The following is a 15,517-nucleotide window of genomic DNA, read 5'->3' on the forward strand; positions in this document are numbered from 1 at the left end:
AGGACAGTTATTCCCTGAACACCTATTGAAAATACAGCTGCAATGACGACAATTGCAATTATGGAATCTGAAAACATCAGACCGCAAATCATTGTTGCGATAATCATGACTACAAATACTCCTAAAGCCGGCACACCCAAACCATTATCCTGCAGTTTGCCGAAGTACAGTCCGCATACTGCTGCAACAAGGCCTGCGAGACTGACAAGACCAATCTGGAAAGTATTGTAATTGAATGGTTCACCGGACAATAAAAATGTCAGTGAAGTCCAGAATATGTTGAAAACCAAACCGAACAATAATCCGCTGTGAAGTAAAATCCTATATAAAGTGCCATGTCTTTTAAAAGTTGTAAATACACTGACTATAAGACCACTGTATGATTCCAGCTTGTTTTTTCTTGGAATGTCCGGCAGAACATAAATCATCACAAGAGCCATAATCAAATTCAATATGGCTGCAATCAGATATACTGATCTCCAGCCCCACATTCCTGCAAGAATACCGCTTACAAATCTTGAAAAGAGAATTCCAGTTGTTATTCCGGAAGCCACAATTCCAACAATATGTCCGCGCTCTTCAGGACTGCTCAAATCACCTGCCAAAGGCAATATGACCTGACCGGAAATTGTTACAATACCCATGCTGAACAGTGAAAGCGCCAATATTACAAATGAAGGAGACAATGCACATGCAACCAAAGTAACAATGGACAAGACCATTACGATAGCAATCAGTCTTTTTCTTCGAACAAAATCTCCTAAAGGTACAATAAATAAAATTCCCAATGCATACCCTATTTGAGTTGCTGTTACAAGCAGTCCACCGCTGGCGGGTGAAAGTCCAAAGGCGTTTGTAATCTCAACCAGCAATGGCTGAGCCCAATACAGATTTCCAATTGCAAGACCAGAACATACGGCAAACAAAGCGGCCAAAAATGTGGTCATCCTAACAGTTTCATTATTAACATTCATTTTCATGGATTAATCTAAATGAAAATTCATATTTAAAGATAATGTGGCATCAATGCCATCTAAAACAAAGATAATCCCACTACTTTTTAAAAAACATTAACGACCACATATCTCAAATTATAATCCCATAACATTGATGTATATTAAATCATATAAAAACAGGAAATATTTAATGAAGATGTTCTAAATAATTTTCAAAGAATTTACTCAGAATGTGAAGTCAATATACTGAAAAAAAGCATATAAAATATAATGCTCTTTAAAAAAAAAGACAAAATTTATTCCTTAAAAAAAGACTTATTTTTTAAAAATATAAACATATTACACTTAACAAAATCATAAAAGAAGTTATATTAAGTTAATGAATAAAAAAACTTAATATTAAATGATTAATAAGTAAAATAATGCCCAAATTATGTACAAATGATTTTGCCCGTATACTATACAAAATATTTACTACTTTTAGCTCTTACAGCATATATTTAATGTAGTGATATTTAAATACAGCACAATATATGAAATTAATGAATTTATTTTGATTAAAATATCAATACCAAATACAAATCAACTCTTTGAAATTTTTTAAAAAGCATTATTTACTTTCAATTATAAATGTTATGCATAATGGTGATATTATGAAAAATATGCATAAAATTCTCATCATTATTTTAATTCTTTTAATTGTTGTTGGGGGTTTTTTAATGTTTGGAAGTAATTCCCCACAAAAAGGTGATGGAATTTCATATAACGAATCAGCACTTTCTGAAAAACTCTCAATTAATATGAATAAATGGAATTATGATGAAACAAATGATATTTACTATCAAATAGGATTGGTTTATTGTACTAACCCTGAAGATACAAATTATGAATCCTGTGGAATTTACATTCCTGGAAAGTACTTCAATGGAGAGAAAAACTCAAATGGAACTTATACCTGCACAATAAATGATGCAGGCAAAATTGGAAATTACACTGCAAGTTCAGCACCGATTGTAATGCCTGTGAATACTCCTGGTTACTCTTCATGTGCTGCGCCAACCAGTTTTAGTGGAGATAGAGTGAAAGATTATGCTGATGCAGGATTTATTTATCTGGATGTCGGCTGTAGAGGAAGGGACAATGCAGAAGCGCCAGATGGAGTCACTGACTTGAAAGCCGCAACTACTTACTATAAATTTAACGGAGATGTGTTACCTGGAGATGCAGAGAAAGTCTTTACCTTTGGCCATAGTGGCGGAGGAGCACAATCCGCAATAATGGGTGCATCAGGAAACAGCGAACTATACAATCCTTATTTAGAAAATATAGGAGCTGCAATGGTGGATAAGGATGGAAACATATTGTCAAATGCCATTGAAGGAGCAATGTGCTGGTGTCCTATAACAAACCTTGACACTGCTGATGAAGCTTATGAATGGAATATGGGACAATACTTACGGGAAAACTCAACATTTACAGGTGCGTTAAGTGATGACCTTGCAACAGAATATGCAACATACATAAATGAATTGGGCCTGAAAGATCCAAATGGAAACACCTTAAAACTTGAACAAAGCGATTCAGGCATTTATACCTCTGGAAGCTACTATGATTACATGATGGAAGTAACAGAAGAATCATTGAATAACTTCCTATCAGATACAACTTTCCCATACACTCCATCATCCGGCGGAGATATGGGAGCAATGCCTTCCGGTGATGCTCCAAGCGATTCTGGAAGTATGCCTTCTGGTGAAGCACCTGGCGATAGCGGGTCCATGCCAACCGGTGATGTTCAAAGCAGTGACAGTTCAGATAGCTCACAAACTTATCAGACAGCACAGGACTATATTGATTCACTGAACGGCAATGATACCTGGATTGAATATGATTCAAATACAAACACTGCAAAGATTACAAGTCTTGAGGCATTTGTGAAACATTGCAAAAATCCATCAAAATCCGTTGCCGCTTTTGATGACTTGAATCGTTCACAGGCTGAAAACGGATTATTTGGTCTTGATGCCAACGGTTCATCCCACTTTGATCAAATATTATCTGACTTGCTTAACAATAACAGTGATAAATACTCCAAGTACATCGACTATTCATCAAATTATGCAAGTGAATACAAGGATGATTTAGCACAGATAGACAGTTTAAACAATACTATGAAAACAAGGGTTGACATGTACAATCCAATGTTTTATTTATGTGATTATTATGACGGTGCAGGTTCATCTGATGTTGCCAAATACTGGAGAATTAGCACCGGTATTGAACAGGGAGATACCTCACAATGTGTTGATGTGAATCTTTATTTGGCAGTGAATCAAAAAGCAGGCTCTGATAATGTTGAGTTTTCAACAGTTTGGGGACAAGGCCACACTCAAGCTGAAAGAAATGGTGACTCAACCAGCAGCTTTATAAATTGGGTGAATAATTGCTTAAATTAAGAAATCCTAATGGATTTCTCTTTTTTTATTTATAAATATAAAAAAATTTTTCCAATATCCAAAATATGGAATTGTGCAATACAATTGGAAACATAGAATAGATAATGAATGTGTTCTAAATAATTTTTCAAAGAATTTACTCAAATATAATGGCAATATACTAAAAATACTATACAAAATATTTATTACCTATCTCTTACACTATCATTATATCATGATTTGATAAATTTTCAGTGACCTTTTTATTACATGACTTCATTATAACTCCATCATCACAGTCATTTTGCATAATAAGAAGAACGCGTAGCCCTGCAGATGATACATATTCCAGTTTAGAACAATCAATGACCACACTGTTTACAGCATTATCTTTTTTAATCTTCTCATAATTAGCAAGAAGCTTAGGTGCGCTTAATGTATCTAAATTTCCGGACAAGATTAAATTAAGCCTATTGCCATCAATTGATGCATCCGCATTAAATGACTCTGTCTTTGCATCGAAAATATCAATAGATTCATCAACTGTAATTTTCCATATGCATATTTTCTTAAATCCTTCCTTAATCTGAGCTGCAATCTTAGGGTCTGCATTATCCAAACTTTTAAATTCAGGTACATGGTCTGCATATGGAAGTCTCTCCAACTTAAATCCCTTGGATTTAATATAATTTATTGCATTCATCATATTTTCCCGAACGTTTCCCCGGACGCTAACGGTTATTGTATTCTCTATGGCATTTACATCAGATTTATCATCAATTCTATACTTGGACTGCCACATAATCTCTCTTGTTCGCTCCCCATAGAATGCTTTCACTATCAAAAGGTAGAGAAGAGACATCTCAGGGTCAAGAGTAATCCAGCATCCTCCATGCTCTGCAAGAATCCGTTTAATATTGTCACACATTGCATCCATCTCAGAATCTGTAAGATACATCAGAAGTCCTTCTGTTGTTATACATACCTTCCCTTCAATCTTATCAAATGCAGACTTAAGTGATTGATAATTGGTTGCATCAACACCTTCGAAATTAACAAGGTTTTTTTGATCTTCTTCTAGAAGTGACATGATAACAGGTTCAACTTCATTAATTGTTGCGGGAAGATCCATTCCAACAAATTTCTTGCCGCTTTTTGCAAATTCAAGGGCTCGAGGTGTAAAACCGCACGGCAAGTCAACCTCTGTAAAACCAGATTCCATTGCGAGTTTTCCATTAGTAAAATATCTTACTTCCATAACAACGCCGTTACAGAAAAGGTCAGCATCATCGACATTAACTGTATCACTATTCTGAGTATTTTCCAGTGTAAGGCCCAACCTTTCAACTACATCATTGGCATCATCATTACCTGCTGCTGCTAATTGAAAAAGAGTCATCTTGGCAGTGTTAAATATAGGATTTGTTCTTTCCAGTAATCCTTCATCAATTTCTATTCCATCAAAATCAAACATATTATCCGTAATCTATCTTATGTTGACCAAACATTAATTTAAATTTAAAATAAATTCTTAAAAGGGATTTTGCCCGTATACTATACAAATATTTACTACTTTTCGCTCTTACAACATAATATTTAGTATCAGTCCATATAAATCTTATCAATAATATTTGGTGTTTTTAAAGTGGAAATAATAATATTGTTTATACAAGAACAACGAGTATTTTGGCGGTAAATTCAAATAAAAAAAAGAATAAATTTTAATAAAAATTCATTATTACCACTCTTTGAATCAAAAGACATGTCCATTCACATATAACATATCAGTTTAAATTTATAAGATTATCGTATTTTATGTAAATCCGCCAATAATTAAATTTTTTCTTATTTTAAGTCAAGTAATTTAATTTCATCAAATATTTTGAATTCCCCATCAAAGCTTGCAACATAATCTAAGTTATAATATTCATATATGACAACTTCCGAACAATCTATAAATCCCAATTTAAATTTGTTTTTATTGTATTTTTCAAAAATTGCAAATACATTATCATTGTACATGTTAATGCTGGATTCATCGATTATTGTGAAATTATCTTTCATATAGTTATATGCTAGTCTAACTAACGTAATATCCTTTGTTTTTTGGCCCAATATCGTTATTACTTCAGATACTATCCCATTTGAGATATAACAATCATTATCTAGAACTTCTTTGTTTTCTATTGCTCTTTGATGTAGAGGATCATTTTTTCTGAATATTGCAATGATGAATGATGAGTCCAATAAAATTTTTTTCATTTGTATAAACTCCTTTTTAGTTCAACAGCATCTCTCGGATCATCATCTTCAATAATTCCCAATACATCATCCAGACTTACTTTTTTTCTTGGTTTGATTACAATTTCATTATTCTCATTAATAGACCAATCAATGATTGTATCGTCAATAGTTAAATCTGTTAGTTTATTACGTATAGCTTTAGGGATGGCTAACTGATAATTTTTATATAAAGTTGTTGTTGCAATTATATTATCCATTATCTTCAGACTCCTTTAATTTCATTTAATTAATATTATATTTTCAGAGAATATAAAGTTATCTGAAAAATAATAAATTTACTAATTATAACGACATATCAAATTTCAAAATAACAATATAAATCACAAATCACGAAAACATTTTGATAATAAGTAAACAATAGTTCAATTACTATTGGAAACATGAATATGAAAAATAGTTTGTAGAAATAATATAAAAAGAGGGATTCAGCAATCCCTTTAAGTGTTTATTCGGCAGATACGCCATTGATTAATAATTGGGTCAAGTAATTTTCTTTTCCAATCATTTTAATTAAGTCTAATTGTTGTTCGCTCCAGCCCATATCATCTTCTTCATCCTTGAGATATACTTTCATTAAGTCATAGGTTGTTGCATCAAATATTCCGGAATCCATCATTTCGTTTAATAATTTAATTCCTTCAACAGATACATTGTAGTCATGTTCTATGAACTCTATGATATCAGTGTAGATTGGTTGTGCATCCTGTGCTTCCTGTTTGATTTCTCCACCTAAATCAAGAATACGGTCCATGAACTGTTCTACGAAATCCATTTCTTCAGTTGCATGAGTTGCATATTTGTCTCCTAATGCTTGGAAACCTAGACCTGCAAATATTTTAGATTGAATCCTGTGTCCGAATGAATTTGCGGACAATTCGGTTACAATTAACTGTAGTGCTTCAATTGTTTTTTCTTTATCAGACATAATTTTCACCTTAGTTAAATTACTTAAGATTCTTAAGTGCATAATTGAATATCTGAACTATACTATTTAAAATTAACGAATAAGTTAGCCCAATCGTAATATGCATGAATCATCTTCTTGAATTTTTCTGCCTCTTCATCACTGTAATCCTCAAAAAATTTAGAATCAAATTCATACATTTCTTTTAATAGTGAAGAAATAATTAATTTAGCTTTATCAGTAACATTGAGAATCTTTTTAGACTTATTATTTTCATCACTGCCACGATGTACCAATTCGTTTTTCTCAAGCCGTTTAATTATTTGAGCAACGTTAGCTTCTGAAACAAATAATATTTCAGACAATTCCCTTTGAGTTAAACCGGGATTATGATGAATGGTACTCAAATATGTGAAATCACGAGGAGTAATTTCAGGATAATTGTCTTTTAAATACTTGGTGTATTGAATGCTAATATAATCAATATATAGGGCTACCGGTGTGAAAGGTATTCTTTCATCGCCTGAATTTAAATCAATCATAAAAAACCACTTTAATATATATTATGTATTTTAAGTATTATAACTGATTCTAAAAAATTGAAGGATAATAAAATCTAAATTTTACATTAAGAATCAGATAACATATAATCCAAATGGAAACATAACCTCCCTTTTTAACATTAACATCAGCATTAGTTGTTCAAAACTTACATTCTGAAACAACTGCATATATACTGTAGTTTAAAACCAGACATGATTTCCAATATCCTGGTCGTTAATGTCAAAACCATCCAATTAAATCAAATCTAAAAAAGCAGCTATTGAATTATCAACATTATGTTAATGGAAAAACACGTTATTGAAATATTGTATTATTGTTAATCTTCAGTTTGTCTTTTTGAAATTTTTCTATTGAATTAATGCACATATAATAAATGTCACTAAATTTGTATGATTAGTTACAAAATTTATTAATAAAATAATCTTGAAATTTTAATCATAGTTAATTAGTATGGAAGTCGTCAAATGGAAAAAATGATAAATTCTCTCAAAAAGCTAGGTTTAAGCAGATATGAATCACAAGCTTACATCGGTTTGAACAAAATAATCACCGGCCAGGCGGATGAAATTGCAAAAGTTTCCGATTTACCCCGTTCAAGAATTTATGATATATTAAAAGGTCTTGAAGAAAAGGGTTTTGTTGAAATCAAGAGAGGAAGACCTTTGAAATACACAGTAGTTGAACCATCTGTGATATTTAAAAAACAAAAAGAAAAACTAATCAAAGAGTTAGAAACAACTGAAAATAAACTGGAAAACATTTACACTGACGAGATAGCTGAAGTGCAGGCCCCAGTATGGCTAATACATACTCCTGAAAAGATTATTGAAAAAGAAGTGGACCTTATTAAAAAGACTCAAAAATCCATAACATTACGTGCCGGTTTTCTTCTTAATGAAGAATCACAAGCAATGATAAAAGCAATTAGAAATAATCCCAACAATATTGATATCAAAATCCTTGCAAACCCAATTTGCTATGTGGAGGATGAAAAAATAGAAATCGTTGAAACATTTAAAAAAGCTAAACTGCCTAACCTTAAAATCATAAAAACAGATTTGCCAATGATGAAAATGTTAATAAGTGATGAAAAGGAACTTATAGGAACCTTCGCACAGTTCAACGGTGAATACAATTCAGTCATCCCCCAAACGGCAATCGGAGTAAACAACAAGTACTCTGCAATATGTAAAAACTTTAACGATCATTTTTTAAGACAATTTATGAAAATGAAAAATATGATGTGATATATTATGAAAGCGGAATCCGTAAAAATAGCCGATGGCGTGTACTGGGTTGGTGCACTTCATTGGAACACAAGAAGTTTCCACGGTTTTGCAATACCTGGAACAACATACAACTGTTATCTCGTATTTGGTGATGAAAAAGTTGCATTGATTGACAATGTCTACTCAGACGGCATGATAAATCAATTGAATGCAAGAATTGAAGATGCATTCGCTAAAGAAAATCGTGAAAACAAAATAGATGTATTCATTCAATGCCACACAGAACTTGATCACTCAATAGGACTTAAAGAAACCATTGACAAATATCCTGAAGCTGAAGTTTATGCATCTCCAAAAGGAGCCGACTTTTTGGAAAAGCAATACCACACTTACTCTGATGTTGAAATTACAACTGTGAAAACTGGTGACAGCATTGATTTGGGCGGTAAAACATTGAATATAGTTTCAGCACCTATGCTTCACTGGCCGGACAGCATGTTTGTAATGTATGCTGAAGAAGGAATACTATTCTCAAATGATGCATTCGGACAGCACCTGTGCTTATCCAAAAGATATGCAGAAGATTACTCTGAAGACTTCATTTTGAAAGCTGCTAAAAAATTCTTCGCCAATCTGGTGGTTTTAGGTGCACCGATGCTCAGGATGAAATTTCAGGAGCTGACCGATGCAGGAATTGTAGAACAAATTAAAATGATTGCACCTTGTCACGGTCAAATCTGGAAAGACCCATCAAAGATTGTTAAAGCATATTCAAACTGGGCAAGCGGTGTTTGTGAAGACAAAATCACAATTGTCTATGATACAATGCATCACTCAACAGAAAAACTGGCTTACCAGATAGCCGAAGGAATAATGAGTGAAGGCGTTGAAGCTGTAATGTATCATATGGAAAGCGACTATGAATCAGAAGTGGTAACAGACATTCTTGATTCAAAAGCAATTGCCTTAGGTGCTCCGACAATGATGAATAAGCCTTTCCCAAGAATCGGGAACCTGATGTACTGGCTTGACTGCCTAAACTTCAAGGGCACAACCAGCGAAAAGAATGCACTTGTATTTTCATCCAAAGGATGGGGAGGAGGAGCCATTGCTAAACTCCAAAGAGATTTGGAAAGTGCAGGCTTTATAATATTCGATACATTGGATGCAGTGTTCGTACCAGATGAAGACATTTACGCAAAAGCATTCCAGAAAGGAGTTGAACTTGCAAAATCAATAAAAAGTGAATAGAATGGCAAATTTAGACAATGATATTGAAGAAAAGATTGAAGAGATTATCGGCAAATACCAGAAAAGGGAAGCTAAGCTTTTAAACTATTTGATTGTAGATGATGAGATTACTTTCTTCCTGCCGTTATCTGATGATGAAAAGATTTCAGATGAGGATTTAGCTGAGATTTCAGAACTAATCAAAGGAGAATACATCCAAACAGAATCAGTCAACCAGGAATACAGAATCAAATTTAAATATGGATTATAGTGTATTTACTCTTAATCCCCCTTTTTTTCAAATTATTAGTCCATGATTATATTGGAAACATAGAATATGAATAGTTAATTAATGTTTTTCATGGATAATTTTTCAAAGAATTTAAAGTCAATATCCTGAAAAAACTATACAAAATATAATACTCTTTAGAAAAAAAGACAAAAATTATTCCTAAAAAAAGACTTAATTTTTAAAAATATCAACAAATTACACTTAATAATCTAATTAAATAATATATATCAAGTTAATAAAAAATAAACATAATATTAATGATTAATAAGTCAAATAACTTGAAAATAATATAGATTTTATTTTGCCCGTATACTATACAAAATATTTACTACTTTTAGCTCTTAGATTATAATATTTAGTATCAGTTCATATAAATCTTATCAAAATATTTTGGTGCTTTAAAAGTGTGATTAATAACTGTTTTTTTGAGCATGTGTAAAAAAGGAAGCTATGAAACACATATTAAAGCTAATCGTCATTTAAATTGTCAGTTTATCAAATTAGAAAATTTCGGATGAAATCCAACTAGGCTTCCAATTCGACATCATAGATTGTTTTACATTAACAAGTTAATGGTCAACAATAGATAGTAACTTGCTAGGAATAAATAAGAGACAGCAAGCACCATATTTTCAACAAGCAGGATGCCAATTCCCCCAACTTTAATTGGAGTGTTTTTAATTGAATGCTCTTTCCACTTCATAAAAACACCAAAAGATATGAGTTATTATATTAGTGTTTTAGAATTTGATATTTTATCTTAAAACTATTTATAATTTATTATTTTTTAAAATAAAGATTGTTTTAAGAATATAAAATTGTTTTTAGAATGAAATATTGTTTTAATTTGATAATAAGTGATGAATGAAACTTTTATATAGTTTGAAATTCATAATATCATATAACATCTTAGGATGTTTGGCAGGCATAATGCCGACCAATAGATATGAATATTGAATGAGGATGTGTCAAAATTTGTTTAACAAATTTGTCCTTATTCAATTTTTAAAATTCTATTTTTTAATATTCTCCAATAAATGTACAAAATATTTAGTACTTTTGCTCTCGAAGCATATATTGCAGTTCAAGGAAAAAAAGCTTTAAATTGCAATAGTTAATGTTAGTCATGATGAAAAAATATTTCCTTAAAATTCCAACTGTTCAGCAAGACAGATATTGCATACTGCATTCGGAGTGTCTATATTGGCTTCTTTTACAGGACATAGGAATTCGCCGTTTTCCTTTTTGACTTTCAAAGATCCCGGAAACGGCGTGCCCACAGGATGTATGGGTTCCCGTAAAATAAATGTTGCATATATTGAAGCTATCTCAAAAATCAATGGGGCTTTGGTTTTGGTCTCCTGTATTCCTGTTTCATAATGGGTTTTTAAAACTTCAACTGCTTCGCCAAATGATTCCCTATCAATGTTTTGAGGATAATTGTTATTGTCGTTTAAAATGTCTTTTATTCGAAACAAGAATGATTCGATATAGGATTTTTGGCTATCCTCACGATAGCTTTCCTGGACGTATTTGTTTTCTTCGATTACATGTGAGGTGAAATCCATCATGTCAAAGACTGAAATTGTTGATGAATACTTTTTAAGGATTTCCAAAACATCACTGCCAGTGGGGATATTGTCATCTATGATGAGATTTGAAAGTTCAGCGTACATTTCAAGGTATTCATCTGTCATTATGCTTCTCCTAGAATCCGAAAGCTAAACCTGCGTTTTTGCAGACACAATATCTGCACATTGAATTTTCCTCTTTAATACTCATTATTCGGGATTTGCATTTGTACTCACCATTTTGCATGAACACCTGGTCTTTTGTCGGATTGTCTCCAACAGGGTGTAGAGGTCTTTTTGCAATGAGTGCTAGATAAAGTGAAATATATTTTGTAAATTCCCTAGTCTCCTCATCTCCTCCTGCATAAGTGTCAAAGTAAAAGTCAATGTCATTTTTGAGGTTTTCAACCACTCCGTCCGCTATTTCAAAGTCGTCTGTAATGTTCAGGGTAAATATTTCATCCCATGCTTGTGAATTGTATTTGGCCAGGCTTTTTGTTATGGGATCCTTGTATCTGTCGTCTGTGACCTTGTTTCTCAGGTATTCAATAGGGTAATCCTTTAGGTTTTCCCTTATTTCTTCAAGTAATGCGGTTGCTTTCATAAATATCTATCTGTAAGTCATGAGTATATGCTATTTACTAAACAACTTTTCGAAAAAATGAAAAAAAATAATTTAAAGAATGACAATTAAATAATTATTTAAGTTTTTAAGATAGGTGTTCTTCATGATTGAGTTTATCAAAAAATATAACCTGCACATTTTCATTGTTTTGATTGCTATTTTAACAGTTTATGACTTTTTGAATTGGGACGGCATTTCCATTGTAAGGAAATTGGTAAATCTATTTGCAATATTAGCGATTCTGCATGAAATCGAAGAAAAATATTGGCCGGGCGGTTTTTTTGATTTAATGTTGAAGAAACTGGAAATAAATATCAATGATGTTGATGTGGGAAGAGCCAATTTAGCAGTATTTATATTCTGGTTAGTTTATCTGGGGTTGGGATACATATTTGATAACTTTGTATTTTTCTTCATGATGACAATCGTATTATCCGTTTTTGAAGCGTTCGTACACACAGCTGGAATTAAAATCCACAAATTAGATAAACCATACACACCAGGTCTTGTCACGGCATGGATTTTAGCAATAGCTGCAATATACTCAATTATCCAATTAAGCAAATTTAACCTTGCAAGCCCAATAGACTATTTAATCGGGACAATATTGTTTATTATAAGTTTCATGATATTAAGTTCACAAGTTTATGGAGGCATGGGAATAAACAGAAAAGAAATGATTAAAAAGATGCGAGAATAATTTGATTTAAATCCTATTTTTAGTGTGTTTAATCCAAACTTTCTCATTATCCCCTGCTGAAACCTTGTTGTCTGCCATTACCCCCACCAAATCATGAGCCACATATGGTTCCTCCAAATAGCCAATGTCATCATCTGTTAATGTCAAATCAACGGAATTGACTGCACCTTCAACATGATGCATTTTGGTGGCTCCTACAATCGGTGCAGTCACTTTTGTAAGCAGCCATGCCAAAGACACTTCAGTCATTGACACACCATAGTTTTGAGCGATTTCATCAACTCTTTTGATAATCTCCAAATCTTGCTGTTCGGAATTTTGATATTTCAATTTTGCATAAAAGTCTTCATTCAGTCTTTTGGATTCCTCACCAGGAAATCTGGACAGTCTTCCTGAAGCAAGCGCACTGTAAGGTGTTACAGCAATGTTGTCAGTTCGGCATAATGGAATCATTTCACGTTCCTCTTCTCTAAAAATCAAATTGTAATGGCCTTGAATTGATACAAATTTGGCAAAACCTTCCGCTTCAGCAAGTGCATTGGCCTTTGCAAGCTGCCAGGCAAAACAGTTTGATATTCCAATATATTTAACTTTACCTTCCTCAATGACCTCGTTTAGGCCTTCAAGAATGTCATATAACGGCGTGTTGTAGTCCCACATGTGATAGATATAAAGGTCAATGTAATCCAGTCCAAGATTTGACAGGCTTTTTTCAACCATATTGTGGATATGCTGTCTTCCAGATACATTGTTTTCAATATCCTCCTGTGAGCGTGGCAAAAACTTTGTTGCGACAACAATATCCTCACGTGAAGCGTTCTCCCTTATTGCTTTTCCAACATATTGCTCCGAAGTTCCATTCTGATAACCGATAGCAGTATCAAAGAAGTTAATTCCATTGTCGAGTCCGTTTGTAATTATTTCTATTGATTCTGTTTCAGGCAAGGTCCATGTGTGCATTCCATTTTCAGGATCTCCAAAACCCATACAACCCATACATATTCTGCTGACTTTCAAATCAGAGTTTCCTAATTTAATGTATTTCATTTAAATCCCCATATTCAACCGCTTTTTACATTCAAAAAAAGATTTGCAGCCATTATTAAAACATCCACCCCAATAATTATAGTAGTCAGTTCAGGAATGATGAATGCAACGATTAAAGCTATGAAATAACCTCCAAAAAGAAGCAACCTTGATTTATTGTCACGTACTTCATCTTTCGGTGCTTGGGGGTTTGCTTTTGTTATTGCAATATCTAAAAATTGAAATGATGCTGTCCATAAAATCAATGAAATAACATAAATAGCTTCTGCTAGTGTTTCACTTGGCCCATTACCCACAAGGGCAGTTGTGAATGGAATCAATGTGATGAAAAATAACCAGATTCCATTAGCCAAAAATACTTTACCGTCAATTAAATCCGCTTTTTCAAATGCATTGTGATGTGATCTCCAAGCCAAATAGATTAATGAAAAACTGACCACATATGAGTAAAAAATAGGTACTTGAGATAATAGGGAATCAATAGAAATTGTTTGAGGAACCGCCAATTCCAAAACCATTATTGTTGCTGCAATTGCAACAATGCCGTCACTTAAAGCCATTATCCTATCTTTATTCAAACTATCACCTTAAAACAATATTTGTAATTAAATATAATTAACAGTTTTCAGTTCCTTAAAAACATTTTATACTTCACAAGCAATACTTCAAAATTGCCGAATGTAATGATTAAGCTTCCGATTAAGAAAGCGTATAAATTTGAAATGAATATCAAAATAACGACAATTCCCACAATTGTGGTTCCTATCATCATCAGTACATCTCTTTTTGTTAATTTGATATTTTGCTTATAATATTCCTTATTTGCCATTATTGACAAGTAGAAAATAACCAGCGATACAATCATCAATCCGCTTGCAAATAAATGGTTTACTTCACCGGAGTGTACGAGCTCCAAAGCCACAGTGACCAGATTAATGCTGATTACAATAAAGTAATGGCTGAACATTAGTCTCAGTGACCGTTCCACTCTTTGATGTTCCATCAAACGATGAATCTGAATAACATATGAGCCGAACATTGTTAAAATTATAAAGAACACTAATATTGGAACCAGATTGAAGTTTGATGTGTCAAAGAAATGTGTAAGGCCGACAATCGCTTCACCGAATGTTATGATTGTCAACAGTTCAAATCTCTCAACCAGATGCGGGAAACTGATAATACTTTTGTCAAACTTGCCTCTGATAAAGAATGGTAAAAAGGCACCGGTTAAAACCGCAACGACATTTATCCAGATAACATAATCTGTCAAATTAAAAAGAGTGCATAAAATGGCTATTACATAAATTGTACAAACCACTGACAGTATTGTTATTGAATTGCCCGCCGCACCATCCATCGAATGCTCTTTTCTAGCTTGAATGGAATACAATGCCACAACAGTCAATAACAGCACCAGCATTGAAAGGTCAAATGGAAACGCCATTGTAGCCCAATCATTGGAAATCGTATTTGCCATATAAATTACTGAAATCATGTTTACGCAGGCAAAAGCATAGTCATACCACTTCCACTGCCCATATCTGTTCACATAGTTTGTAAAATAAAGCCATGCCTGCAGAATCACAAATGAAGTAATCAAATAAGCAAAAAAGTTATATGGTGGAATTACACCATTTATCGGTTCTGAAATTAATGC

At 32.9% G+C, this 15,517-nt stretch carries 17 protein-coding genes; 5 read left to right on the plus strand and 12 right to left on the minus strand.

Going from position 1 to position 15,517, the window contains the following annotated elements:
• Positions 1-980, minus strand: a 980-nt coding sequence (locus IJI93_RS06270) for an MFS transporter (RefSeq protein ID WP_292821331.1), incomplete at its 3' end; no start/stop codon positions are given.
• A 629-nt stretch (positions 981-1,609) separates the two neighbouring features.
• Here IJI93_RS06270 and IJI93_RS06275 point away from each other — a divergent pair.
• Positions 1,610-3,412, plus strand: coding sequence for a subtype A tannase (locus tag IJI93_RS06275; protein WP_292808944.1), 1,803 nt, complete (start codon positions 1,610-1,612; stop codon positions 3,410-3,412).
• Positions 3,413-3,608: 196 nt separating this feature from the next.
• Here IJI93_RS06275 and IJI93_RS06280 read toward each other — a convergent pair whose 3' ends face one another.
• The 5 genes from IJI93_RS06280 to IJI93_RS06300 form a co-directional block, all read right to left on the minus strand.
• Entirely contained in the window at positions 3,609-4,865 is a 1,257-nt protein-coding gene (locus tag IJI93_RS06280; protein ID WP_292808943.1) for an STAS domain-containing protein, read from the minus strand.
• A gap of 371 nt (positions 4,866-5,236) precedes the next feature.
• Complete coding sequence (locus IJI93_RS06285) at positions 5,237-5,653, minus strand: PIN domain-containing protein (protein ID WP_292808941.1); 417 nt, start codon at positions 5,651-5,653, stop codon at positions 5,237-5,239.
• Positions 5,650-5,892, minus strand: a complete 243-nt coding sequence (locus IJI93_RS06290) for a hypothetical protein (protein WP_292808940.1) — start codon at positions 5,890-5,892, stop codon at positions 5,650-5,652. The genes IJI93_RS06285 and IJI93_RS06290 overlap by 4 nt, the downstream gene beginning before the upstream one ends.
• 248 nt (positions 5,893-6,140) lie before the next feature.
• The gene (locus IJI93_RS06295; protein ID WP_292808939.1) at positions 6,141-6,620 is read right to left on the minus strand and encodes a bacterioferritin; all 480 of its coding nucleotides are present in this window, start codon (positions 6,618-6,620) and stop codon (positions 6,141-6,143) included.
• 62 nt (positions 6,621-6,682) lie between these two features.
• Positions 6,683-7,141 carry a MarR family transcriptional regulator gene (locus tag IJI93_RS06300; RefSeq protein WP_292808937.1) on the minus strand — a complete coding sequence of 153 codons (459 nt, stop codon included), beginning with the start codon at positions 7,139-7,141 and terminating at the stop codon, positions 6,683-6,685.
• A 486-nt stretch (positions 7,142-7,627) separates the two neighbouring features.
• On the opposite strand from IJI93_RS06300, the gene IJI93_RS06305 reads away from it, so the two are divergent.
• The 3 genes from IJI93_RS06305 to IJI93_RS06315 are packed head-to-tail and all read left to right on the plus strand — an operon-like array spanning position 7,628 to position 9,893.
• A complete protein-coding gene (locus tag IJI93_RS06305; RefSeq protein ID WP_292808934.1) occupies positions 7,628-8,410 on the plus strand; it encodes a TrmB family transcriptional regulator in 783 nt (260 codons plus the stop codon).
• 6 nt (positions 8,411-8,416) lie between these two features.
• On the plus strand, positions 8,417-9,643 hold the full coding sequence (locus IJI93_RS06310) for an FprA family A-type flavoprotein (RefSeq protein WP_292821333.1): 1,227 nt from the start codon (positions 8,417-8,419) through the stop codon (positions 9,641-9,643).
• A gap of 1 nt (position 9,644) precedes the next feature.
• Positions 9,645-9,893, plus strand: coding sequence for a hypothetical protein (locus IJI93_RS06315; RefSeq protein ID WP_292808930.1), 249 nt, complete (start codon positions 9,645-9,647; stop codon positions 9,891-9,893).
• 577 nt (positions 9,894-10,470) lie between these two features.
• Here IJI93_RS06315 and IJI93_RS06320 read toward each other — a convergent pair.
• From IJI93_RS06320 to IJI93_RS06330, 3 genes are all read right to left on the minus strand, one after another.
• A complete protein-coding gene (locus IJI93_RS06320; protein ID WP_292808927.1) occupies positions 10,471-10,617 on the minus strand; it encodes a hypothetical protein in 147 nt (48 codons plus the stop codon).
• 442 nt (positions 10,618-11,059) lie between these two features.
• Complete coding sequence (locus IJI93_RS06325; protein ID WP_292797771.1) at positions 11,060-11,611, minus strand: DUF2115 family protein; 552 nt, start codon at positions 11,609-11,611, stop codon at positions 11,060-11,062.
• Positions 11,612-11,621: 10 nt separating this feature from the next.
• The gene (locus tag IJI93_RS06330; protein ID WP_292797769.1) at positions 11,622-12,089 is read right to left on the minus strand and encodes a DUF2115 family protein; all 468 of its coding nucleotides are present in this window, start codon (positions 12,087-12,089) and stop codon (positions 11,622-11,624) included.
• Between the two features lie 124 nt (positions 12,090-12,213).
• On the opposite strand from IJI93_RS06330, the gene IJI93_RS06335 reads away from it, so the two are divergent.
• On the plus strand, positions 12,214-12,810 hold the full coding sequence (locus IJI93_RS06335) for an HXXEE domain-containing protein (RefSeq protein WP_292797767.1): 597 nt from the start codon (positions 12,214-12,216) through the stop codon (positions 12,808-12,810).
• Positions 12,811-12,816: 6 nt separating this feature from the next.
• Here the strand turns inward: IJI93_RS06335 and IJI93_RS06340 are convergent, their stop codons facing one another.
• The 3 genes from IJI93_RS06340 to IJI93_RS06350 all read right to left on the minus strand — a co-directional run.
• Positions 12,817-13,857 (minus strand): aldo/keto reductase, encoded by a 1,041-nt coding sequence (locus IJI93_RS06340; protein ID WP_292808922.1) that lies wholly within the window; start codon positions 13,855-13,857, stop codon positions 12,817-12,819.
• A 14-nt stretch (positions 13,858-13,871) separates the two neighbouring features.
• Complete coding sequence (locus tag IJI93_RS06345; RefSeq protein WP_292821335.1) at positions 13,872-14,435, minus strand: TMEM175 family protein; 564 nt, start codon at positions 14,433-14,435, stop codon at positions 13,872-13,874.
• A gap of 47 nt (positions 14,436-14,482) precedes the next feature.
• Positions 14,483-15,517 (minus strand): low temperature requirement protein A (locus IJI93_RS06350; RefSeq protein WP_292821337.1); only part of this gene is annotated, 1,035 nt, incomplete at its 5' end.

It is taken from the genome of Methanobrevibacter sp., assembly GCF_017431965.1.
Lineage (GTDB): Archaea > Methanobacteriota > Methanobacteria > Methanobacteriales > Methanobacteriaceae > Methanocatella.